The sequence below is a fragment of the Micromonospora lupini str. Lupac 08 genome, assembly GCF_000297395.2.
Taxonomy (GTDB): domain Bacteria; phylum Actinomycetota; class Actinomycetes; order Mycobacteriales; family Micromonosporaceae; genus Micromonospora; species Micromonospora lupini.
Genome location: NZ_HF570108.1, coordinates 5,621,832 through 5,644,055 on the forward strand (window position 1 = coordinate 5,621,832; position 22,224 = coordinate 5,644,055).

General features: G+C 73.1%; 24 protein-coding genes. 11 read left to right on the plus strand and 13 right to left on the minus strand.

Features of this window, described 5'->3' with window-relative positions:
* The first annotated feature begins 61 nt into the window (after positions 1–61).
* Complete coding sequence (gene serS / locus MILUP08_RS26640) at positions 62–1,345, plus strand: serine--tRNA ligase (protein ID WP_007463572.1); 1,284 nt, start codon at positions 62–64, stop codon at positions 1,343–1,345.
* Here the strand turns inward: serS and MILUP08_RS26645 are convergent.
* Genes MILUP08_RS26645 through MILUP08_RS36965 form a run of 4 tightly spaced genes read right to left on the minus strand, consistent with a single transcriptional unit; the run spans position 1,342 to position 4,479 of the window.
* Positions 1,342–2,205: a cytochrome c biogenesis CcdA family protein gene (locus tag MILUP08_RS26645; protein ID WP_007463573.1), complete on the minus strand. Its 864-nt coding sequence runs from the start codon at positions 2,203–2,205 to the stop codon at positions 1,342–1,344. The genes serS and MILUP08_RS26645 overlap by 4 nt on opposite strands.
* Positions 2,202–2,816 (minus strand): TlpA family protein disulfide reductase, encoded by a 615-nt coding sequence (locus tag MILUP08_RS26650; RefSeq protein ID WP_007463575.1) that lies wholly within the window; start codon positions 2,814–2,816, stop codon positions 2,202–2,204. Before MILUP08_RS26650 ends, MILUP08_RS26645 begins: the two co-directional genes overlap by 4 nt.
* A gap of 41 nt (positions 2,817–2,857) precedes the next feature.
* A complete protein-coding gene (locus MILUP08_RS26655; RefSeq protein ID WP_007463577.1) occupies positions 2,858–4,321 on the minus strand; it encodes an NADH-quinone oxidoreductase subunit NuoF family protein in 1,464 nt (487 codons plus the stop codon).
* Positions 4,321–4,479, minus strand: coding sequence for a hypothetical protein (locus MILUP08_RS36965; protein WP_237747195.1), 159 nt, complete (start codon positions 4,477–4,479; stop codon positions 4,321–4,323). The genes MILUP08_RS26655 and MILUP08_RS36965 overlap by 1 nt, the downstream gene beginning before the upstream one ends.
* A gap of 120 nt (positions 4,480–4,599) precedes the next feature.
* Here MILUP08_RS36965 and MILUP08_RS36970 point away from each other — a divergent pair, with 120 nt between their 5' ends.
* From MILUP08_RS36970 to MILUP08_RS26670, 4 genes are all read left to right on the plus strand, one after another.
* Positions 4,600–5,301 carry a hypothetical protein gene (locus tag MILUP08_RS36970; RefSeq protein ID WP_237747196.1) on the plus strand — a complete coding sequence of 234 codons (702 nt, stop codon included), beginning with the start codon at positions 4,600–4,602 and terminating at the stop codon, positions 5,299–5,301.
* Between the two features lie 390 nt (positions 5,302–5,691).
* Positions 5,692–6,123 (plus strand): hypothetical protein, encoded by a 432-nt coding sequence (locus MILUP08_RS36975; RefSeq protein WP_237747197.1) that lies wholly within the window; start codon positions 5,692–5,694, stop codon positions 6,121–6,123.
* A gap of 98 nt (positions 6,124–6,221) precedes the next feature.
* Positions 6,222–7,667, plus strand: coding sequence for an alpha-amylase (locus MILUP08_RS26665; RefSeq protein ID WP_007463582.1), 1,446 nt, complete (start codon positions 6,222–6,224; stop codon positions 7,665–7,667).
* Positions 7,668–7,743: 76 nt separating this feature from the next.
* Entirely contained in the window at positions 7,744–8,655 is a 912-nt protein-coding gene (locus tag MILUP08_RS26670; RefSeq protein ID WP_007463585.1) for a L,D-transpeptidase, read from the plus strand.
* A 7-nt stretch (positions 8,656–8,662) separates the two neighbouring features.
* On the opposite strand, the gene MILUP08_RS26675 is transcribed toward MILUP08_RS26670, so the two are convergent.
* Genes MILUP08_RS26675 through MILUP08_RS26690 form a run of 4 tightly spaced genes read right to left on the minus strand, consistent with a single transcriptional unit; the run spans position 8,663 to position 12,183 of the window.
* On the minus strand, positions 8,663–9,295 hold the full coding sequence (locus tag MILUP08_RS26675) for a response regulator transcription factor (RefSeq protein ID WP_007463587.1): 633 nt from the start codon (positions 9,293–9,295) through the stop codon (positions 8,663–8,665).
* Positions 9,292–10,431 carry a sensor histidine kinase gene (locus tag MILUP08_RS26680; protein ID WP_007463589.1) on the minus strand — a complete coding sequence of 380 codons (1,140 nt, stop codon included), beginning with the start codon at positions 10,429–10,431 and terminating at the stop codon, positions 9,292–9,294. Before MILUP08_RS26680 ends, MILUP08_RS26675 begins: the two co-directional genes overlap by 4 nt.
* A 26-nt stretch (positions 10,432–10,457) precedes the next feature.
* Positions 10,458–11,282, minus strand: a complete 825-nt coding sequence (locus MILUP08_RS26685) for an ABC transporter permease (protein ID WP_007463592.1) — start codon at positions 11,280–11,282, stop codon at positions 10,458–10,460.
* 1 nt (position 11,283) lies between these two features.
* On the minus strand, positions 11,284–12,183 hold the full coding sequence (locus MILUP08_RS26690) for an ABC transporter ATP-binding protein (RefSeq protein WP_007463594.1): 900 nt from the start codon (positions 12,181–12,183) through the stop codon (positions 11,284–11,286).
* A 193-nt stretch (positions 12,184–12,376) separates the two neighbouring features.
* Here MILUP08_RS26690 and MILUP08_RS26695 point away from each other — a divergent pair, with 193 nt between their 5' ends.
* Both MILUP08_RS26695 and MILUP08_RS26700 read left to right on the plus strand, forming a co-directional pair.
* The gene (locus MILUP08_RS26695; RefSeq protein ID WP_007463596.1) at positions 12,377–13,231 is read left to right on the plus strand and encodes an alpha/beta hydrolase; all 855 of its coding nucleotides are present in this window, start codon (positions 12,377–12,379) and stop codon (positions 13,229–13,231) included.
* A gap of 150 nt (positions 13,232–13,381) precedes the next feature.
* Positions 13,382–14,521, plus strand: a complete 1,140-nt coding sequence (locus MILUP08_RS26700; protein WP_007463598.1) for a site-2 protease family protein — start codon at positions 13,382–13,384, stop codon at positions 14,519–14,521.
* A 69-nt stretch (positions 14,522–14,590) separates the two neighbouring features.
* Here MILUP08_RS26700 and MILUP08_RS26705 read toward each other — a convergent pair whose 3' ends face one another.
* Together MILUP08_RS26705 and MILUP08_RS26710 are read right to left on the minus strand one after the other, a co-directional pair.
* Positions 14,591–15,868 carry an FAD-binding protein gene (locus MILUP08_RS26705; RefSeq protein WP_007463599.1) on the minus strand — a complete coding sequence of 426 codons (1,278 nt, stop codon included), beginning with the start codon at positions 15,866–15,868 and terminating at the stop codon, positions 14,591–14,593.
* Positions 15,865–16,587 carry a hypothetical protein gene (locus MILUP08_RS26710; RefSeq protein ID WP_007463602.1) on the minus strand — a complete coding sequence of 241 codons (723 nt, stop codon included), beginning with the start codon at positions 16,585–16,587 and terminating at the stop codon, positions 15,865–15,867. Before MILUP08_RS26710 ends, MILUP08_RS26705 begins: the two co-directional genes overlap by 4 nt.
* Before the next feature lie 149 nt (positions 16,588–16,736).
* Between MILUP08_RS26710 and MILUP08_RS26715 the strand changes: the two genes are divergently transcribed.
* Positions 16,737–17,159 carry a hypothetical protein gene (locus MILUP08_RS26715; protein ID WP_007463605.1) on the plus strand — a complete coding sequence of 141 codons (423 nt, stop codon included), beginning with the start codon at positions 16,737–16,739 and terminating at the stop codon, positions 17,157–17,159.
* Positions 17,160–17,179: 20 nt separating this feature from the next.
* Here MILUP08_RS26715 and MILUP08_RS26720 read toward each other — a convergent pair whose 3' ends face one another.
* Positions 17,180–18,109 (minus strand): LLM class F420-dependent oxidoreductase, encoded by a 930-nt coding sequence (locus MILUP08_RS26720; protein WP_007463607.1) that lies wholly within the window; start codon positions 18,107–18,109, stop codon positions 17,180–17,182.
* A gap of 98 nt (positions 18,110–18,207) precedes the next feature.
* Between MILUP08_RS26720 and MILUP08_RS26725 the strand changes: the two genes are divergently transcribed.
* Both MILUP08_RS26725 and MILUP08_RS26730 read left to right on the plus strand, forming a co-directional pair.
* Complete coding sequence (locus MILUP08_RS26725; RefSeq protein WP_007463609.1) at positions 18,208–18,519, plus strand: ArsR/SmtB family transcription factor; 312 nt, start codon at positions 18,208–18,210, stop codon at positions 18,517–18,519.
* Positions 18,520–19,050 (plus strand): SRPBCC family protein, encoded by a 531-nt coding sequence (locus tag MILUP08_RS26730; RefSeq protein ID WP_007463611.1) that lies wholly within the window; start codon positions 18,520–18,522, stop codon positions 19,048–19,050.
* A 40-nt stretch (positions 19,051–19,090) separates the two neighbouring features.
* Here the strand turns inward: MILUP08_RS26730 and MILUP08_RS26735 are convergent, their stop codons facing one another.
* Positions 19,091–20,128 (minus strand): hypothetical protein, encoded by a 1,038-nt coding sequence (locus MILUP08_RS26735; RefSeq protein ID WP_007463613.1) that lies wholly within the window; start codon positions 20,126–20,128, stop codon positions 19,091–19,093.
* A complete protein-coding gene (locus MILUP08_RS26740) occupies positions 20,128–20,397 on the minus strand; it encodes a hypothetical protein (RefSeq protein WP_007463615.1) in 270 nt (89 codons plus the stop codon). The genes MILUP08_RS26735 and MILUP08_RS26740 overlap by 1 nt, the downstream gene beginning before the upstream one ends.
* A gap of 604 nt (positions 20,398–21,001) precedes the next feature.
* Here MILUP08_RS26740 and MILUP08_RS34035 point away from each other — a divergent pair.
* Positions 21,002–22,204, plus strand: coding sequence for a hypothetical protein (locus tag MILUP08_RS34035; protein WP_007463618.1), 1,203 nt, complete (start codon positions 21,002–21,004; stop codon positions 22,202–22,204).
* The last annotated feature ends 20 nt before the right edge of the window (positions 22,205–22,224 follow it).

The following is a 22,224-nucleotide window of genomic DNA, read 5'->3' on the forward strand; positions in this document are numbered from 1 at the left end:
TGCGCGACGGTAACATCTGATGGTTCACCAGTGAACCCCGGACGGAGGCGTACGGAGCAGCATGCTCGACATGGAGTTGATCCGGAAGGATCGCGAGGCGGTGGCGACCGCGCTGGCGAAGCGTCTGGATCCCGCCGAGGTCGATCGGGCCCTGGACGAGATCCAGCGACTCGACCAGGAACGACGCGCCCTGATCACGGAGATCGACGCCGACCGGCAGCGCCGCAAGGCCGAGGCCCGCGCGTACGCGCAGGCCAAGCGCGCCGGCACCGAGCCGCAGGTCAGCGCCCCCGAGGCGGAGCGTAAGCAGCTCGCCGAGCTGGAGTCCCAGTTGGACGAGGTGCAGGCCCGGCTGCGCGACGCGATGAGCGAGCTGCCGAACCTGCCCAGCGACGACGTCCTGCCCGGCGGCAAGGAGGCCAACCGGGTCGTCAAGACCTTCGGCGAGCCGCCGGCGATCGAGAAGGTCCGCGACCACGTCGAGCTGTCCCGCGCGCTGGGTCTGGTCGACTACGAGCGGGGCGTCAAACTCGGCGGCTCCGGCTTCTGGATCTACACGGGCATCGGCGCGCGGCTGGAGTGGGCGCTGCTCAACTACTTCGTCGACCAGCACATCAAGGCCGGGTACGAGTTCCTGCTCCCGCCGCACCTGCTGCTCGACTCGGCCGGTTTCGCCGCCGGCCAGTTCCCCAAGTTCTACGACGACGTCTACCACCTGGACGCCGACTCCGCGCCGCGCGGGCAGTTCCTGCTGCCCACGTCGGAGACGGCGATCCTGGGCGCGTACCAGGACGAGATCCTGGAGACCACGAAGCTGCCGCTGAAGGCATTCGCGTACACGCCCTGCTATCGGCGGGAGTCGGCCGGGTCGCACTCGGACGAGCGCGGCACGGTGCGCGGGCACCAGTTCAACAAGGTGGAGATCTTCCAGTTCACCCTGCCCGAGCAGGCGGACGCGGCACTGGAGGAGATGCTCGCCCACGCCGAGAGCCTGGTCGAGGGGCTGGGCCTGCACTACCAGCGGACGCTGCTGTCGGCCGGTGACGCGAGCGCCTCGATGAAGAAGACCCTCGACATCGAGGTGTGGATGCCGAGCACCGGCAAGTACAAGGAGGTGTCGTCGGTCTCCTGGGCCGGCGACTACCAGGCCCGCCGGGCGGCCATCCGCTACCGCGAGCCGGGTGCCAAGCAGACCCGCTTCGTGCACACGCTCAACGGCTCGGCGCTGGCCACCAGCCGGCTCTTCCCGGCCATCCTGGAGCAGTACCAGCAGGCCGACGGCTCGGTCCTGATCCCGAAGGTCCTCCAGGACCGCCTGGGCACCGACCGTCTGACCCCCCGCTAGCCGGTCCGTTCGACGGGGGCCGGGTGCGCCCCGCGCCCCCGTCGACGCATCCAGGCGCCCAGTGCGGCGAGCAGGACGAGAGCGGCCAGGAGTGCTGCCGGGCCCAGGGTGTCGACGGTGTCGGCCAGGGTGTGCTGGACCTGTGCCGCCGCCCTGATCACCGGGTCGCGCAGGGCGTCGCGCCGGCCGGCGGCCAGCCGCAGCTCGTACCAGCCGTACCAGGCGACGTACCCGCCCGCGAGCAGCAGCACCAGGCCACTGAGCCGGGGCACCAACGCCCCGGCGACGCGCAGCCGGGCCACCAGCCCGTCGCGCAGCAGCGCCACGCCGAGCGCGGCGACCGCGACCACCAGACCCATTCCGAGGGCGTACGCGCCGAACAGGGCCAGTCCGCGGCCGGTCGAGCCGGCCTGGAGGCTTGTCACCACGATGGCGAGAAACGGTGCGATGGCGCAGCCGAGTGAGGCGAGCGCGTACGCCGCGCCGAACAGCGCCATCGACGGCCAGGACCTGGTCAGCCGGGGCGCGCGCGCCGACCAGCCGGGGGCGGGCAGCCGTCGTCCGGCGAGCAGCCAGCAGCCGGCCACCAGCAGCAGCAGTCCGAGCGCCACGGTCAGCCACGGCAGCCGGGGGCGCAGCCAGCCGGCCAGCGGCGCGAGCGCCAGGCCGAACGCGCCGAAGACCACCACGTACCCCAGGGTGAGCCCGGCCGCCGCGGTGAGCGCGCGGCCGACGGCGCCGCGGGCGTCCGACGCTCCGGCCACCAACAGCGAGAGGTACGCGGGCAGCAACGCGAAGCCGCACGGGTTGACCGCGCCGAGCATGCCGGCGGTCAGCGCGAGCAGCAGGGGGGCGGTCACGCCCCGGCCAGGGCGGCGACGCGGGCGCTGAGCGACTCACCGTCCAGGAAACCCTGGTGGACGATCTTGCCGTCCCGGTCGATGATGACGAAGATGCTCTGCTCGGTCACCGTGAAGCGCTTCCAGAGCGTGCCCTTGCGGTCGTCGATCTGCGGCATGTCGCCGAGGTCGAACTCGCTGACGAAGTTCTTCATGTCCCGCTGCTCGCCGAGCCCGGCGACGCCGACGATCGGCACGGTGTCCCGGTAGCGGGGCGCGATCTCGGCGACCGTCCACGCCTGGCTGGCGCAGGTGGCGCACCACGGCGCCCAGAACCAGAGCACCACCGGCCGGCCGGCCAGTCGCGTCGCGTCGAACGCGCTGCCGGTGAGAGTGGTCCCGGTGAAGCGCAGGGTGTCCGGGATCGGGGCCGGCGTGGCCGACGGCGAGCCGGTCGCGGAGGCCGCCGGGCCGCCGGGGAGCTGCCGGGCCGGCGCGGTCCCGGCGGCGGCGGCGTCGGGCGGCACCGTGCCGGTGCAGGACGCCGTGGCGAGCAGGGCGGCGACGAGCGCCCCCACGATGGCGGCACGGGGCGCGTACGCCGCCGTTGTCCGCCCGATCGGCTTGCGCATCCGCAGCTCCGTTCGACAGGTGTGGTGGTCGGTGCCTTTCCCTACTCGGCCTTGGCGAGGCGCAGGGCGAGTTCCGGGCAGACCTTGACGGCCTTCAGGGCGCCCTCGCGCAGCCAGGTCGGCACGGGCGTGGCCGGGAACGCCGGGTAGCCGTTGCCGTCGAGCCGGATGAAGTCCGGCACCACGTGCGCGCAGAGGCCGTGCCCGTCGCAGCGGGACCAGTCCAGGGTGAGCTTCTGCGGGTTGGGGTCGGGCGCGCCGGGCAGCCCCATGACGCCCTTGACCCGCCTGCCGCAGCCGTCGCCGGTGCTGTGCAGCCGCAGGTCGTCGGCGAAGACCTCGATCGCGGAGAGGGCGAACCGGGCGGTGCCGTCCGGGTGGCTGCACGCGCCCCGGCCCTTGACCTCGCCGGCGGCGGCCCGCACCACGTCGGCCGGTTGGCTGCCGGCCACGGCCAGGTCGACCGCGCGGGCCAGGTCCGGCAGGCCCATCTTGCACGGGCCGCACTGGCCGGCGGACTCCCCGGCCAGGTAGCGCACCACCTGGGCGGCCTCACCGAGCGGGCAGGTGTCGACGCCGATCGGGATGATGATGCCCGCGCCGAGGGTGCCGCCGACCGCGGCGAGACCCTTGCGGGAGACCTCGGCCTTCTCCGCCGCCTCCGGGGTGATCCACTTGCCGTGGTAGCCGCCCATCAGGATGCCCTGGACGTCCGGGACCTCGCACAGGTCGAGAACGTCGCGCAACGGCATGCCGGCCGTGCACTCCACCACCGCCGGCCGGCCCGCCGCGCCGGTCACGGTGAGCAGCACGGTGCCCGGCTCGTCGTCGGTGCCGAGCGCCGCGTACTCGTACGGGCCGAGCCGCGCGCCGACGGCGAGCTGGGCGTACGTCTCCGCGTTGGACAGCAGGGTCGGCAGGCCGCTGACGCCGGAGTCGCTGGAGCGCTTCTTGGTGCCCGGAGGGATGTGCGGCAGACCGTTGATGCCGTTGACAAGCGCCCCGCCCTCGCCGGAGATGAACCGGTGCGGCACGGTGACGATTGTGGTCGGCACCGGCATCCGGCGCTCCGCGAGGGCCTCCATCAGGGAGTCCCGTCCGACACCGTCGTCGGCCACGCCGATCACGATCTCCTCGGCGTCCAGCGCGTACGCGGTGAGCGCCGCGCCGTCGAGGATCAGGTGCGGGGCGCGGGTGAGCAGCACCTTGTCCTTCCAACTGGCCGGCTCGCCCTCGGAGGCGTTGACGACCACCACCGCGGCGAGGTCCTGCCGCTCGCAGGACTCCAGCACCGCGCGCAGCTTGCGGGCGAACGGGAAGCCCGCCCCGCCCTTGCCCTTGAGCTGCATGCCCTCGACGAGTCGGAGCAACTGCGCCGGCTCCATCGGGCCGATCGGCCCGTGCACCTCCTCGTGCGCGAGCAGGTCGAGCCGGCCGTACTCGGCGAAGCCGGCGGTGAGCCGGGGCTCGCCCACACAGGCGACAGGTGGTACGACGGTCCGCATCACTTCGCCTCACCCCGCAGCCCGGCCCAGTACGCCCCGTCCACGGCGTCCGCGCTGGCCTTGCGGCGCTTGGCGGACCGGCCCTCGCCGGCGGCCCGCCGGGCTCGCCGCGACGCCAGGTCGACGAGGGTCGGGGTGTCGTCGACGGGCGGCGGCACCTCCTCGGGGACGTACCGCGCCGGCGGGCGCCACGTAGTCCGGCTCCTCCGGCAGGTCGTCCTCGGGCACTGTGCCGGCCGCTGCCGCTGCGCGGCGCCGCCGAGATCGGACCGGCCGAGATGGGGCTCGCCGAGATCGGACCGGCCGAGATCGGCTCGGCGGAGACCGGGCCGGCGGAGATCGGCTCGGCGGCCTGCCAGCGGCGCGGGCTGTCCCACGGCTCCTCGGGCTCCTCGACGACCCGTCGGGGCGGCGCCGAGTACCGGGTGCCCTCGTCCTCGGAGCGGGACCGGCGGCTGCTCCGCTCGGCGGCCGGCTCCTCGGCGCGACGCCGCCGGGTCGGGGCGGTCTCCTCGTCCCGGTCGCGGGTGCGCGACGCGCGCCGCCGGGTCACCGGCTCCAGCTCCTCCTCGACGCTGCGCCGGGTGCCCGTCTCCTCCACGCTGCGCCGGCTCGACCGGCGGGTGGTGGTCTCCGCCTCGTCGCGCCGTCGTCGGCTGGGCCGGGCCGGCTCGGCGAGCGAGCCGGGCTCGGGCACCACCGGAACGGTGAACCGCTCGGGGTCGCGCCGTCGCGCGCCGGCCGGCGCCGTCCAGGTGGCGGTGGTGGCCTCCGCCCAGGCCGGGCGCTTGTCCTCGCTGGTGTCGCGGCGGCGGCTCAGGCCGGCCAGCAGCGACCGGCCGCGGCCCTCCTCGGTGGCCCGCCCGGCCAGCACCGCGTTGCGCACGGCGGCCTGGTGCTGCTCCCGACTGCGCCGGCCGATGGTGACCGAGAGCCGGACCAGCAGCGCCAGCACGACGAACAGGATGCAGGCCAGGTAGCTGAGCACCACCCAGGACTTCGCGGCCCGACCGGCGTTGAGGCCGTGCAGCACCGCGAACGGCCACGCGAGGTACGCGGTGGAGTGCAGTGACCGCCACAGCCACTTCGGTCCGACACCGGCGAAGCGGGCCCGGATGATGCCGGTCCAGATCACGCTGACCATGAGCAGGGCCGCCACCGTGCCGAGGCCGACGTAGAGCCCCCGGCCGCCGATGAACGGCACCAGCGAGTCGGTCACGGCCGCCCGACCGGTGGCGATCTTGGTGAGGACGTGGAAGAGCAACCCCGCCACGCCCAGGACGCCTGTGGCGCGGTGCGCCGACTGCATCAGCACCCGGTGGGAGATGCTCAGCACCAGACGGTCGGTGGCGAGCAGGCCCAGCATCACGGTGAGACTCAACGACACCAGGGCGATCACCCCGGCGAAGAACTCGGTGAAGAAGAAGCCGTACGCGTACGCCGTCTGGCCGGCGCCGGTCAGCATGATCGCCGCCCAGAGCGCGGCGAGGACGGACGCGATCAGCAACGTCGTCGCCGAGCGCGACCGGGTCCGCACCCCCCGACTGCTGGTGCTGGTCCGGACCTCGGTGGCCTTCTCGTTCTGCTTTGCCCGGGCCATCTGCTCCTCGATCGTCTCGCGGCGGCGTACCACCGGCCGACCCCTGCTCCCCCATCCAGTACGGACCGGCGGGGCGAGCGGATCACCCGGGGACGGAAATTTCTGGGCCGGATCGAACCGACCGGCGCCGGGGCGCGTGCAACGGCCACCGTGGACAGTGATCACCGTCCATGCATTGACAGTCGTTGCAACACGCTTGTAACCTTTCGGCAAATTTCAGCATGGGTTGCAAGATTCGAGCAGCCGATACGCTCCCCCGCCGCACCGCCACCCCCACCCCCACTCCCGTCAGGAGTCCCGATGCACCGACGTCGACGCGGCTCGGCGATCCTCGCCCTCGGCCTGGTCGCCAGCCTGCTCGTCCCCCTCACCGCGACGGCGCCCCCGGCCGCCGCCAGCCCGTCCGGCGCCAAGAAGGTCATCGTCCAGCTCTTCGAGTGGAACTGGCCCTCGGTGGCCAGCGAGTGCCAGAGCACGCTCGGCCCGAAGGGGTACGGCTACGTCCAGGTCTCGCCCCCGCAGGAGCACGTACGGGGCAACCAGTGGTGGCTGGCGTACCAGCCGGTCAGCTACCGGATCGAGTCCCGCAAGGGCACCCGGGCCCAGTTCCAGTCGATGGTGAACACCTGCCACGCCGCAGGCGTCAAGGTGCTCGTCGACGCCGTCATCAACCACATGTCCGGTCAGGACAACGGCGGCACCGGCTGGGCCGGCTCGTCGTACGCGCACTACGACTACCCGGGCATCTACCAGACCCAGGACTTCCACCACTGCGGGCGCAACGGCGGCGACGACATCGCCAACTACAACGACAGGTACGAGGTGCAGAACTGTGAACTGGTCAACCTGTCGGACCTGAGGACCGAGTCGGACTACGTCCGCACGAAGACCGCGTCGTACCTCAACGACCTGCTCTCCCTCGGCGTGGACGGCTTCCGGCTGGACGCCAGCAAGCACATGCCGGCCGCCGACATCGCCGCGATCCGGGGCAAGCTGTCCCGCTCGGCGTACCTCGTCCAGGAGGTCATCTACGGCGCCGGCGAGCCGGTCCAGCCGACCGAGTACACCGGCAACGGTGACGTGCACGAGTTCCGCTACGGCAAGGACCTGGCCCGGGTGTTCCGCTCGGAGAAGTTGGCGTACCTGCGCAACTTCGGCGAGGGCTGGGGTCACCTGCCCACCGGGTCGGCCGCGGTGTTCGTGGACAACCACGACACCCAGCGCGACAACAGCGGCGTGCTGACCTACCGCGACCGGGGCATCTACGCCCTGGCGAACGCCTTCATGCTGGCCTGGCCGTACGGCTCGCCGACGGTCATGTCCAGCTACACCTTCAGCGACCGCGACGCCGGCCCGCCCTCGGACGGCGCGAACAAGACGCTCAACACCACCTGCTACTCCGGCTGGGAGTGCGAGCACCGCTGGCCGGTGATCGCCAACATGGTCGGCTTCCGCAACGCCACCGAGGGCGCCGCCATGGCCAACTGGTACGACAACGGCAACAACCACGTCGCGTTCAGCCGCAGCGGCAAGGGCTTCGTCACGCTCAACGACGAGGACTCCGCAGTGAACGGTCGTTCGTACTACACCGGGCTGCCCGCCGGCCGGTACTGCGACGTCATCCACGGCACGTACGCGGGCGGCACGTGCAGCGGACCGGTGATCACCGTGGACGGTAACGGCTGGTTCGCCGCCAACGTGCCGGCTCACGACGCGGTGGCCATCCACGTCGGCGCGCGGGTCTGACCGACCCCGGGGCCTCCGTCCGGCGGGTATCGCCGAACCGGGGGCCCCGGACCGGCCACCGCCATAAAGTGGTTTGGTGCCGTTTGACCGAATGTCCCCGTACCGCCGCCGCGCCGGCTGGCTCGCGGCCGGCATCGCCGTACCCGTGCTGCTGATCGCCGCGCTGCTCGTCGGCCAGGCTCTCACCCCACGCTCGACGGCCCCCGACGACCGACGCGTGGTGGCAGCCGACCCGACGCCGAACAGCATCGAGCAGAGCCCGGAGGAGTCCGTCCCACCGGCCGCGCCCGCCCCGGCCGGGCTGCCGGTGCTCGACTACGACCCCGCTCCCAAGGGGTTCCCCGCCGACCCGAACACGATGGACATCGCACCGCTGACCGAGGGCGTGCACCCGACCCGGCGGATCGCCGCGTACGACGCGCCCGGCGGACGGCCGCTGGCCTTCCTCGAACCGACGCTCGCCGGTGTCGAGCTGACCGTGCCGATCGCGCAGCGGCGGGTCGGCTGGACGGCAGTCCTGCTGCCCTCGGCCAACAGGCGTCTCGCCTGGCTCGCGCCCGGCGGGTTCGACACCGTGGCGCTGCGCGACCAGATCGTGGTGGAGCGCAAGGTGCACCGACTCACCTGGTACCGGGCCGGCAAGGCGGTGCGCTCCTGGGAGACGAGCCTCGGCCAGTCCGGGCAGGAGACGCCGCTGGGACGGACCTTTGTGCTGGGCCGCACCCCACCACCCGAGGAGGTCTACGGCGGCGTGGACATCTACGCCCTCGGCGCGGTGCCCGACGACCCGGAGGCGGTGCCCACCGGGCTGCGCGGCGCGCACATCGGCCTGCACACCTGGTACAACGACGACGACCTGGGCGAGAACACCACGAACGGCTGCATCCGGGTCACCCGCAGCGGCCAGCGGGAACTGCTCGCCGAGGTCCGGCCCGGCAGCAGCCTGGTGGTGGTCGACAAGCTCCCCACCCCGCCGCCGACCGCCTGAGCGCCGCTCAGTCGCCGAGCAGCCAGCCGTTCTGCTCGGCGATGCGCACGGCCGCCGCCCGGTTGCGGGCGCCGGTCTTGCCGATCGCCGCCGAGAGGTGGTTACGCACCGTCCCCTCGGACAGGTGCAGCGCCTTCGCCAGCTCGGCGACCGCGCCGCCGGCCCGGGCCGCCCGCAACACCTCGGTCTCCCGCTCGGTCAGCGGGCTCGCCCCGGTGGCCAGGGTCTCCGCGGCCAGCGTCGGGTCGACCACCCGCAGGCCGGCGTGCACCCGGCGAACCGCGTCGGCGAGCTGCCGGGCCGGGGTGTCCTTGACCACGAAACCGTTCGCGCCGGCCTCCATGGCGCGGCGCAGGTAGCCGGGCCGACCGAAGGTGGTCACCACCAGCACCCGGCAGGCCGGCAGCGCGGCCCGCAGCGCGGCGGTGGCGGCGATCCCGTCCAGGCCGGGCATCTCCACGTCCAGCAGGGCCACGTCGGGCGCCGTGCGGCGGGCCTCGGCCACCACCTCGTCGCCGCGGCCGACCTCGGCCACCACGGTCAGGTCCGGCTCCAACGAGAGCAGCGCGGCGAGCGCGCCCCGCACCAGCGCCTGGTCGTCGGCGAGCAGGAGCCGGATCGGCGTATCCGCCGTGCTCACCGGGCCCCCACCGGGGCGTGCACCCGCAGCAGGAAACCGGTGCCGTCGTCCCGCCGTCGACCCACGGTCACCACGGCGTCCAGCCGGCGGGCCCGTTCCCGCAGACCGACCAGCCCGTACCCGGCGGCGTCGGCGTCCGGCGTGGACGGCCCCCGGCCGTCGTCGCTCACCTCGACCTCGTCCGGGCGCACCCGGATCGTGCAGCACCGCGCCCCGCTGTGCCGGACCACGTTCGTCACCCCTTCGCGTACCGTCCAGCCGAACAACCGGTCCCACTCCCTGGGCAGCTCCGGCACCTCGGCCGGCAGCTCCGCCGCGATGCCCGCCGCGGCGAGGGCGGACCGCGCGCCGGCCAGCTCCCCGGCGAGCGTGACCTCCCGGTACGCCCCGACGGTCTGCCGCACGTCGGCCAGCGCTGCCCGCGCCAACCTCTCCACCTCGGCGATCTCGGCGGCCGCCCGGACGGTGTCGACCTCGATCAGCCGCCCGGCCAGCTCGGCCTTGATCGCCACCACGGTCAGCGAGTGCCCGAGGATGTCGTGCAGGTCGCGGGCGGCGCGGGCCCGCTCCTCGGCGACCGCGAGCCGGCCGATCTCCTGCTGCGCGGCCCGGAGTTCGCTGTTGCGCTGGGCCAGCCGGGAGACACCGAACATGGCGAACGAGGCGAGCAGCACCGCGACGGTGACCGTGCTCTCCCCCGTCCAGGTCGGCACCAGCCAGGCGCCCACCAGGGGAATCAGTGCGCAGAGCGCCACGATGACAAGCGCCTGCGTCGCCGACAGCAGGAACACCGCGGACGCGGCCACGAACACCAGCGTGGCCGTCCAGTCCCCGGCGGTGCCCGGGATGCTGGCCAGGCCCACCGCCACCAACCCCAACAGCGCGATCCCGGCCCGTCGTGGAGGAATCGGTTGAAGGTGCTCACGCAGGTGGCGGGCCCACTGGAAGAGCAGCACGTAGCCCAGGCCGAAGACGAAGAGGGTGACCACTCCGACGATTCGCCGCCACGGCTGCGCCTGGTCCAGCGCGGTGGAGATCGGCACGTTGAGGAAGAACAGCCACACCGCGGCCAGCAGCCAACCGGTGAACCGCCATCGGCGGCTCACCGGTCGGGGTTGACCCGTCAGGGAGTCCATCGGCTTAACGCTAGCGGTCGCGGCGGTCAGACCCGAGCGGTGTCCCGGCGGAACAGCCGGGCCGCGCCGATGCCGAAGGCCAGGGTCCAGAAGACCATGTTGGCCACCCCGGCCATGCTGACGCCGTCGCCGGTCAGCGGGGCGCGGGCCAGCTCACCCATGCCGTACACCGGGGTGAACTTCGCGGCCTGCTGGAGCACGTGCGGCAGCACCTCGACAGGCACGAACAGCCCGCCGAACATGGCCAGCACCGCGAGGATCGGCCCGATGAACTGCATGACGTTCTCGGCCGGCACCAGGTAGCCGATGAACAGACCGAACGCGGCGAAGACCAGCGAGCCGAGCCACGCGGCGAGCCCGGACAGCAGCCAGACGTCCAGCGGGATACGAACGCCGGCCGCGGCGCCCACCACGAACTCGATGACGACCGCGAGCAGGCCGAGGGTCATCGCGGTGGCCACCTTCGTCGCCACGTACGCGGTCGGGCGCAGCGGGGTGAGCCGTAGCTGCCGGCTCCAACCCAACGCCCGCTCGGTGGCCACCGCGCCGCCCGCGCTCGTGGTCGCCACCATCGCCGCGTACACGGCGAGGCTGATCATGACGTACGCCGTCACGGGCCGGCCGTTGTCAAGCGTCTGCCCCCGCTGCGGCAGGCCGAAGATGAGGAAGAAGACCGCCGGCATGATCAGCGTGAAGGCGAGGGTGCGGCGGTTGCGCAGCACCCGGCGCAGCTCGATGCCGAGGACGGCCGGGGCGAAGCCACCCAGGGCGGGCAGCCGGCGGTCGGGCGGGGTGGGTCGGTCGGGTCGGTCGGTGCGGGTGGCGGCGGGGGTGGCCGGCAGGGTCGACATCTCAGGCTCCGATGCGCTCGGTGGTCAGGGCGAGGAAGGCGTCCTCGAGGTTGCGGGAGGTGATCTCCACGTCCCGGGCGGCGGTCCGGGTGAGCAGGTGGCGGGCGATCGCGTCCGAGTCGCCGGTACGCACCAGCACGCTGTCGCCGCGTACCTCCACGGCGTCCACGCCGGGCAGCGCGGCAAGCGCCGCCTGGTCCGCGCCGGGCAGGGTGGCCCGCACCGTACGTCCGGCGGCCAGGTTCTTGATCTCCGCGGTGGTGCCGTCGGCGACGATCCGTCCCTGCCGGACCAGCACGATCCGGTCGGCGTACGCGTCCGCCTCGTCCAGGTAGTGGGTGGCGAAGATGACAGTCCTGCCGTCGCGGGCGTCGCGGCGCAGTGCCTGCCAGAAGTCCCGGCGACCCTCGACGTCCATGCCCGTGGTCGGCTCGTCGAGCACCATCAGGTCCGGGTCCGGCAGCAGGGCCAGCGCGAAACGCAGCCGCTGCTGCTGGCCGCCGGAGCACCGCCCCACGATCCGGTCGGCGATGTCGGCGATGCCGGCGCGCTCCAGCACCTCGGCCGCCGGGCGGGTGTGCCGGTAGAAGTGGGCTGTCATCCGCACGGTCTCGCCCACGGTGAGGTCCTTGAGCAGCCCGCCGGTCTGGAGTACGGCGGCGATCCGACCCCGGGCGACCGCCTCGTCGGCGGTTCCGCCCAGGACGCGGACCGTGCCCGCGTCCGGGCGGGCCAGGCCGAGCAGCATGTCGATGGTGGTGGTCTTGCCCGCCCCGTTGGGGCCGAGGAACGCCACCACCTCGCCGGGCTGCACCACCAGGTTCAGCCCGTCGACCGCGGTGACCGTACCGAAGGTCTTGGTGAGGCCGTTCAGCTCGACGGCCGGATGCGTACTGGTCATGCCATAGATGCTCCGGCGTCGGGGACCGGTGCTCCCGGAGCGACCGTCACGTTCCGGCCGTGACATTTGTCAGGGGCCATGCGTCGGCGTCACGCCGGCGCCCGCGCCCTCCCGGCCGGGCCGCGACCGGAGGAATCCCGGGCGCGGCAGCGGGTAAGCGCGCGGCCGGACACCGCGACACCGGGAGGACGCGATGGGTGCCACGCCGCAGGGCCGGGTCGACACGGTCGTGCTGATCCACGGACTCTGGATGACCCCGCGCAGTTGGCAGGGGTGGATCGAGCGGTTCACCACGCGCGGCATGCACGTCATCGCCCCCGCCTGGCCCGGAATGGACCGGTCCGTGGAGCAGTTGCGCGACGATCCCACCCCGATCGCGCAGCAGAGCATGGCCACGATCGTGGCGCACTACGACCGGATCATCCGTGCGCTCCCCCGACCGCCGATCATCATGGGGCACTCGTTCGGGGGCCTGTTCGCGCAGGTCCTCGCCGACCGGGGCCTGGGCGCTGCGGCGGTCGGGGTGCATCCCGCGGCGGTGAAGGGGGTGCTCAAGGTGCCGTTGAGCCAGTTGCGCTCCGGCTTCCCCATCCTGCGCAGTCCCGCCAACCGGAGCAGGGCCGTCCCGTTCACCCCGGACGACTTCGCCTACGCCTTCGGCAACACGATGAGCCGCGCGGACTCCGACCGAGCCTGGCAGCGCTACGCCGTCCCCGGCGCCGGTCGGGTGTTCTTCGAGGGCGCGTTCGCCAACCTCGACCCGCGCTCACCCGCCCGCGTCGACGTCGGGCGCGACGACCGCGCGCCGCTGCTGTTGATGGCCGGCGGTGAGGACCACGTGGTGCCGGCGTCGGTGGTCCGGGCCAACGCGGGCCTCTACCAGAAGTCCCGGGCGCTCACCGCGTACGAGGAGTTCCCCGGCCGCTCGCACTTCACTGTCGGGCAGGACGGCTGGGAGCCGATCGCCGACTACGCGCTGGACTGGGCGCTGCGCGCCGCGGCCCTGCCCCGGGAGGCGACAATCGCCAGCGAGGCCCCCCGCCGCTGACCGGGCCGGGCAAGACCAGCGTGATCCACTCGTCTTCCATGAAGTCGGGGCATCCCTGACTCCAGGACACCCCGAGTTCGTGCAACCGGAGTTGATCATGCGGTGCTGATTCCTCGGCATGTGCGGGGCTGAGCGGGGTAACTCGGTGGGATGAGGGCCAGTTTCCGGCTTGGCCGGATCGCGGGTGTGCCGGTCGGCGTCAACTGGAGCGTTCTGGTCATCTTCGCGCTCATCGCGTGGGGCCTGGCCGCGAACCAGTTCCCCCGCTCGTACCCGGACCGCTCGCCGGTGGCGTACACCCTCGCCGGTCTGGCCGCGGCGGTGGTCTTCTTCGTCGGCCTGCTCGCCCACGAGGTGTCGCACGCCGTGGTGGCCCAGCGCAACGGGCTGACCGTCGACGGCATCACGCTCTGGCTGTTCGGCGGGGTGGCCGAGCTGCGGGGCGAGCCGCGCGACCCCGGCGCGGAGCTGCGGATCGCCGGCGTCGGTCCGCTGGTCAGCCTGCTGCTCGGGGCGTTCTTCGGCGCCATCGCGTTGGTGCTCGCGCTGGCCGGGCAGGGTGGGCTGCTCTTCGGCGCGATCGCGTGGCTGGCCGGCATCAACGTGCTGCTGGCGGTCTTCAATGTGCTGCCGGCCGCGCCGCTGGACGGTGGTCGGCTGCTGCGGGCCGCGGTGTGGAAGGCCACCGGCGACCGGACCCGGGCGTCGGTGGTCGCGGCGCGGGCCGGTTGGGTGCTCGGCGCGCTGCTCATCGGCCTCGGGCTGTGGCAGTTCCTGTCCGGGGTCGGCTTCGGCGGGCTCTGGCTGGCGCTGATCGGCTGGTTCCTGATCGGCGCCGCGGGGACGGAGGAGCGGCAGGCCCGCGCCGGAAGCGCGCTGCGCGGAATCCGGGTCGCCGACGTGATGACGCCGCAGCCGCAGACCGCCTCGGCGGACATGACCGTCGCCGACTTCGTCGACCACTACCTGTTCGCGTACCGGCACTCGGCACTGCCGCTGACCGAGGAGGGTCGGCCGACCGGCCTCGTCACCCTGGACCGGGTGCGGGGCGTACCGGCCGACCGACGGATGTCGACCACGCTGGCCGAGGTGGCCTGCCGGGCCGACCAGCTGGTCCTCGCGCAGCCGGGGGAACAGCTCAACGACCTGCTGCCCCGGCTCAGCGAGTGCGCCGACGGCCGGGCCCTGGTGGTGAGCGACGACGGTCGTCTCACCGGGATCGTCTGCCCCAGCGACATCAGCCGTGCCGTCCAACGCGGCAGCCTGCGCACCCCGAACCCATCCGGTTGATCATGAAGTTATTGCCCCGACACGCCGGGCAGGGTGGCAATAACTTCATGATCAACCGGGATGGAGGGGTCAGCGGGGGAAGTAGCGGTCCAGGAGGTCGGTGCGGAACGTGCCGGTCGGGTCCAGGCGGGTCAGCAGGGCGGCGAAGTCGGCGTGCCGGGGGTAACGGGCGGCCAGCTCGGTCGGGTCGGTGACGAAGACCTTGCCCCAGTGCGGGCGGGGCGCGAACGGCGCCAGGCGGTCCTCCACCTCGGCCAGCACCGGCAGCACGGCGTCGGCGTCGTCGACCCAGGTGAAGTGGACCACGAAGCTGTCCCGCCGGTGGTTGGGGCTGAGCCACAGCTCGTCGGCAGCCACCGTCCGCAGCTCGCACACCTGCAACACCGGGGCGATCAGGTGCGCCACCTCGGCCAGCGCGGCGAGTGCCTCGGCGGCCGCCGTACGCGGCAGGTGGTACTCGGACTGCAGCTCGTCACCGCTGCTCGGGGTGAAGCCGAGCTTGAAGTGCGGCAGCCGCTCGTGCCACGGGCCCGGCACGCCGAGCTGCGGGGTGCAGTTCTCCGCCGGCATGCCGAGCACCGGGTGTCGCGGCTGGTCGGCGGCCGTGGTGCCGAGCCAGTCCGCCTCGGGCGGTGGCTGGTCCGCGAGCTGTTTGCGCCACACCTCGCGAAGACGCGGCGTACGCCAGTCGGTGAACACGCTCACGCTGTACGCCGAGTCGAACGCCTCGTCCAGCGCCTCGACGGGCAGGTCGAGGCGCACGTACTGGCGCAGCTCGAACGCCGGCACCAGGTCCAGGGTGACCCGGGTGACCAGGCCGAGCGCCCCGAGCCCGACCACCAAGCCGGCGAACGTGTCGCCGTCGGTGTCGCGGTCCACGTGCGTCAGATCCCCGTCGGCGGTGACCAGCTCCAGGGCGGCGACCGAGGTGGCCAGGTTGCCGTGCGTGGGGCCGGAGCCGTGGGTGGCGGTGGCCACCGCGCCGGCGACCGAGATGTGCGGCAGCGAGGCGAGGTTGGCAAGCGCGTACCCCTGGCTGTGCAGGTGCCGGGCGACGTCGCCGTAGCGCAGCGCGCCGGCGACGGTGACCCGCCGGCGCTCGGCGTCGACCTCGATCGTCGGGGGCAGCCCGGCGAGCGTGACCAGGTCTCCGGTGGTGTCACCGAGGCGGTTGAAGGAGTGTCCGGTGCCCAGCGCGCGGATCCGGGAGCTGCCGGCGACCAGCCGGCGCACCGCGTCGACTGTGGTGGGGCGGTGGAACTCCCCCGCGGCGTAGCGCACGTTGCCGGCCCAGTTGCGGCGCGGCACGTCGGTGCTCGACGTCAGGTGCTGTCCCTGCGCGGTCATGGGGCGGTCTCCCGATCGGTGGACTGGTGGTCGGCCAACGCGGCGACGAGGGCGTCCAGAACCGCATCCGCCTGGTACGAGTTGTAGCCACGTTTGGCGATCGGCAGGCGGGCGGCCACGGCGCGTTCGATCTCGCCCCGGGCGGCCTGCCGGGTCGCCGCGTCGCCGGACATCAGGGCGTCCTGGCCGCGCCGGATCAACCGGTCGACCCGGTCCATCTGGTAGCCGCGCAGGCCCACCGAAAGGTCAGGGGCCGCGAAGGCGGCGCGGCGCAGCGCGAGCAGGTCCACGAAACGGTCCCCGGCGCAGCGGGTGAGCGCGGCGGCCACCTGTTCGGGCTGCTCCCGGACCTGGTCGAAGACGAGCAGCTCGATGGCCGGCCGGCCGTCGATCGGGTGGCGGGCGGTGACCGGCTCGAACGTCACGCCCGGGGCGGGCACCAGCAGCAGGCGCGGCGCTGTCGAGTAGCCGTCGCGGCGGGGCGGCTCGTCGAGGACCAGCGCGTCGACCTCGGCCCACGGGATCTCCCGGCGCAGGCCGGGCCGCCGGACGCTGAGCCCGTCCGGGGTGATCCCGAAGCGGAACGGCCGCAGCGCGCTGACCAGCACCAGCGCGCCGAGCGCGATCGCGCCCACGGCGATGATCATCCGTAGCGGGGCGCCGTCGCTGGGATAGACCAACAAGAGCACCCCACCGAGTACGCACACCAGGGCGAGCATCCGGGCTCCCCGGCTCCGGCGCAGCTCCACGCTCGGACCCCCGTTCATGACCGTGGCGTCGGTCCCAGCATCCTCCGACAGACCGGGCGCCACGGACACCGGTCGATCGGGCACGGTTGTTCTCGCCATCGTCGGGGAACCCTACGCCCATGAGCAGCTACCGTGATCCGGCCCCGCGGGGCGACGTCTTCCCGTCGGAGGAGGAGCTGGACCCGACCGGCAGCGCGGTCGAGCCGGCCAGCGCCCCGCCCGGCGTCCGGTTGCCGAGCCATCCGGCGCCCACGCCCGGCCCCCGTCCGACACCCGCGCCCGCGCCCGCCCCGACGCCCGTGCCGGCGCCCGGTCCGCCGCCGCGCGAACCCGCCGGCGGATCACACTCGATCGTGACGCGCCACCTGGACGGCTCGGTCGAGGTCGTCACCGACCTCGACGGCGACGGCCTCGCCGACGTCGTCCAGATCGACGTGGACGGCGACGGCGTACCGGACATCACCTATGTGGACAGCGACCGCGACGGCCGGCTGGACACCGTGTTGCGCGACCCCGGCCGCCACGCCCACCACCGCGCCTGACGCGCCGGCCGGGACCGGGCTCAGAGGTTGGCTATGACCTCGCTGGCCACCAGGTCGAGGTGGTCCAGGTCGGTCAGGTCCAGCACCTGGAGATAGATCCGCTGGCTGCCGATCTTCGCGTACCGGCCGATGGTCTCCAGGACCTCGTCGGGCGTGCCGGCGAGACCGTTGGCCCGCAGCTCGTCCGGCTCGCGGCCGATGGCGGCGGCCCGGCGGGCCACCTCGGCGTCGTCGCGCCCGCAACAGAGGACCAGGGCGTTGGACCAGACCAGGTCGCCCGGGTCCCGACCGATCTCGGCGCACGCCGCGCGGACCCGCTCGAACTGCGCCGCCGAGTCCGCCGCCGAGGCGAACGGCAGGTTGAACTCGTCGGCGTAGCGGGCGGCCAGCCGGGGCGTGCGCTTCGGACCCATCCCGCCGAGCAGGATCGGCGGGCGCGGCTGCTGCACCGGCTTGGGCAGCGCCGGGGAGTCGCTGACCGGGTAGTACCGGCCGGCGTGGTCGAACCGCTCCCCCGCCGGCGTGGACCACAGCCCGGTGATGACCGCGAGCTGCTCCTCCAACCGGTCGAACCGCTCGCCCAGGGCCGGGAACGGGATGCCGTACGCGGTGTGCTCGTCGGCGTACCAGCCGGTGCCGATGCCCAGCTCCACCCGGCCGCCGCTCATCTGGTCGACCTGCGCCACGGTGATCGCCAGCGGGCCGGGCAGCCGGAAGGTGGCGGCGGTCATCAGGGTGCCGAGCCGGATGCGGCTGGTGTCGCGGGCCAGGCCGGCGAGCGTGGTCCACGCGTCGGTGGGGCCGGGATCGCCGCTCCCCCCGCCCATCCTGAGGTAGTGGTCGGACCGGAAGAACGCGCCGAAGCCGGCGTCCTCGGCGCGGCGGGCCACCGCGAGCAACTGGTCGTAGCTGGCGCCCTGCTGGGGCTCGGTGAAGATCCGCAGTTCCATGGTCCGAGCATAGGTAGCCGCCCCGGGTGCCGCTCCGGGACCAGCCGTCCTCGTCGTATGCTTTGACAGACATATAACGGAGAAGGCATATTGGGTGGGTGTCCACCGACGCGTTCACCGTCCTCGCCGAGCCCACCCGACGCCGGATCCTCGATGCGCTCCGCGACGCCGACCGCAGTGTGGGCGAGTTGGTCGACGGGCTCGGCGTCAGTCAGCCGGCCGTCTCCAAACACCTGCGGGTGCTCCGCGAGGCCGGCTTCGTCTCCTGCCGGACCGCCGCCCGGCAGCGGATCTACCGCCTCGAGCCGGGCCCACTGCGCGCGGTGGACGGGTGGCTCGACCCGTACCGCCGGCTCTGGACCCGGCACCTGGACGCCCTGCAACGGCACCTCGACAGTCAGGAGCAGTAGATGGATCGCGAGAGCTTCCACCCGACCCCGGCCGCGAACGTGCGTGCCGAGCACACCGACGGCGGCGCGACACTGGTCTTCGTCCGCGACCTGCGGCACCCACCCGCCGCCGTCTGGGCGGCGCTTACCGACCCCGCGCAGCTCGCGCAGTGGGCGCCGTTCCTCGCCGACCGCGACCTCGGCAGCGCCGGGCCCGCCGTGCTGACCCTCGTCGACGGCGAGACCACCACTGAGCAACAGGCGACGGTACGACGGGCCGAGCCGCCCCACCTGCTCGAGTACACCTGGGGCGACGACCTGCTGCGCTGGGAGCTGACCCCACTGGACGCCGGCACCCGGCTCACCCTGCGGCACCACGTCGCCGACCCGACCCTGCTCCCGATGGTCGCCGCCGGCTGGCACCTCTGCCTCGACGTGGCCGACCGACTGCTCGACGGCGACCCGGTCGGCCCGATCCGGGGCGCCGAGGCCAAGGACTTCGGCTGGGCCGAACTGCGCGACACGTACGCCGAGCGGTTCGGCGAGGGCTGAGCGACCCCGCCGGCCTGCGCCGACGAGGGCCCGGGACCGATCAGACGTACGGCGGGACGGCGTACGCCGCTCGCAGTGCCGCCAGCCCGGTCGCCTTCGGGGTCAGGGTGCCCCAGCCCGAGTTGAAGTAGTTGGTCCGCGCGATCCACGGCGGGCCCTCGGCGTTGAGCTGGACGATGGCTGGCGGCACGGTCGCGATCCAGGCGGCCTGGTTGGGGATCTCGGCCACCCGTACCCCCCACTCGGCGATCAGCACCGGACGGGACAGGCCCACCGGGCCGAGGTCGGCCACCGCCCAGTCCTTCGTCCGGCGGAAACGGGCCAGCGCGGTGTGGCTGGCGTTGGTGGCGTAGGCGTTCCACTGCAGGAAGTCCAGCCGGGCCATCAGCTCCTCCGGGTGGATGCGCCGGAAGCAGTCCCGGTTGAAGCCGGCGATGCCCACCGAGAAGGTCGTCCCCCCGGGCAGTGTGCGCGCCTTGAACCAGGTGAGGATGTAGTTGACGGCCTGCACGGCGCGGGCATCGGACTGCGCCCAGGTGTACGGCACACCGGCCTCGGTGGTGCCGAACTCGTGGTCGGTGTCGAACTCCGAGGCGAGCTGGATGTTCACCCCGAAGCCGAGCGTGCGGTACTGGGACAGGGCACGCGCGAACAACCCGTCGCACTGGCCGCTGACGACCTGGCCGTACCCGTACGCCTTCGGCCAGGTCGTGCCGGGACGCTGCTGGATGGTCATCGACGGCGCCGGCACGGTGTAGGTGGTGCCGTCCACGGTGAAGGTCTGCGGCCCGTCCGGGGCGCCGTAGTGCTTCAGCTCCAGGACCATGTTCATCATCACCCCGGACTGGCCGAGGGTGATCAGCCAGGGCCGGTTGTAGCCGGGGAAGATGTACGCGTCGGCGAAGCTGCGGTACTGGGTCAGCGAGCGGAAGTTGCCGCCCGCCATGTCGGCGGTCGGGTCCGCGCCGCCGGACAGGTAGTAGCCGCCGAGCACCGGTTGCCGGCCGATCGTGTAGTCCGCGGTGGCGGTGGCGGTGTGGCCGCCGGCGTCCCGCACCGTAACGGTGACGCGGGCCATCACGCCACCGACCGGTACACGGCGACGGCGCCGTTGTCGGAGATCCGGGACCAGGCGCGCCCGGAGTCGTCGGTGACGGTCAGGGTGAGCGGGTCGATGACCACTGTGGTCTTGACCGGCGCGCTGCTGTTGCCCTTCGCGTCGGTGATCACGATGGTGACGGTCAGCGGTTGGGTGTCGGCATCGGAGTAGGTGACGGTCAGCAGCATCTGTTGTCCCGGTGTGAAGACCGATCCGTTCAGCGCTGCGGTCACGGTGGGAGTGGCCATGTCAGACCCTCTCTGATTGGTCGCCGGAGCGGGGCGCGGTGGAGCGACGCCGGGCCCGGCGATGGTGCACGGATGTGCAAGAGGAAGGCGGGACGACGGCGTGGCCCGAGGCGACGCCTTGGACGTCCCGATGGGCGGTGGCACTGCTGCGGGCGCCCGTAGCGGTGTCGGCGGCAGCCGTGGCCGGGCCGGAGACGTCGGCTGGCGGGCTACGCCGTGTCGGCCGCGTCGGCGGGGCCGGGCTGGGTGGTGGCCTCGTCGGTGCGGACGATGCTGTCCGCGCCGGGCCGTGGGATTCGGATGCGTGGCTCGCTATCTGTACCCTTCCCACCTGCCCTAACAGTGCTCTACCAGGGGCTTTGCCGTCTTGTCAGGTTGGCGACACTGCGCGCCGCCGCCCGGGGGCGGACCCGGCCGGTGACCTGCGCGACCGTCCGGCGGCGCGGCGCGTCGTACGGCGAAGCCGCTGACACATTCGTAAACTTGGACCGCAACTCGGCTGGATTGTGACGGTTTCCACTGTGGATACCATGCGGGCGTCTCCGTCAGGCGCGACCCGAAAAGGTGCCGAGTGCTCAGGACGGCGAGAAGAGTCAGCACGACGATGAGCATCTGGCGGCAGGGCCTGTGGCGGTATCGCCTGACCACCGCCGGCGTCGGCCTGGCGGCCCTGAGCGCGGCGACCGCGGCACAGAGCCCACCGCTGGCGCTCAGCGTCGCGGCGGCCACGGCAGGTGTCCTGGTCTCGACGCTGGAGATCCTCGCCAACCGTCGACGGACCCGACAGTTCCGCTTCCACCCCCGCGACGGCGACGACTACCGGGACGTCGCCGAGCAGGTCCCCGGCCCGAAGCGGGTCCTCACGAGCGCCCACAGCACCGGCGTCGTCCCCACCGCCGAGAGCGCCCGCCTGCGCGGCCAGCGGATCCGCTGCGTCGTGTCGCCGACGAGCTACGTCCTCGGACGGGACCTGCGGCGCTGGTCGTTCGACTTCCTGGCCCGGCACGCCCGCACGGCCGCCATGTACAACGGGGCGGCGCTGGGCCTCGCCGACGACCTGCCCACCGGCGCCGACGACCCGGTGGTCACGCTGCGGCCGGCGCAGTACTTCGACTTCTTCTGCAGCAACCTCCTCGCCCCCTACGACGTCTACGAGGCGGGCCGGGACACCCTCGCGATGCGCGGGCGGGACCTGCTCCTCGACCACCGCAACCGACTGCGGCGGTTCGCCGACAGCCGGCTGGCGAACGTCGTGGGGATCTCCACGGTCGCCTTCACCATCGACGGGCGGCTCCTGCTCGTCGCGCAGACCCGGGACAACGTGGGCAGCCCCGGGCTCATCGCCCCCTCCGGGTCCGGTTCGTTGGAGCCGCAGGACGCGTCGGCTACCGTCGCCGCGCCCAGCCTCCAGGAGGTCATCGTCGCCGGCGCGCTGCGGGAGCTGCGCGAAGAGTGCCACCTCGAACCACACGAGATCGCCGAGAGCGCGGTCCTCGGCTTCGGGCGCTGGATGAGCCGGGGTGGCATGCCCGAATTCTGCACTGTCACCCTGCTCAAGGTCACCGCAGAGCAGGTGCTGCGTCGAGCCGTCCGCTGGACCGAGCGACCGTACGTCGGTGAGGTGCTGGCCGTGCACGTCCCACCCACGAGCGAGTGGGACCCGGCCGCCCCGCTGGCGCTGTTGCCGGCCGAGAACCGGCACAGCGCCTCGTGGCCGCTGGCGTTCAGCCTGTCCTGCCTCACGGACTGCATGACCGACGAGACGTGGCCGCAGCGCGCGGCCCTGACGGCGGTCGTCGACAAGTGAGGGGCCACCCGGCGCGGGTG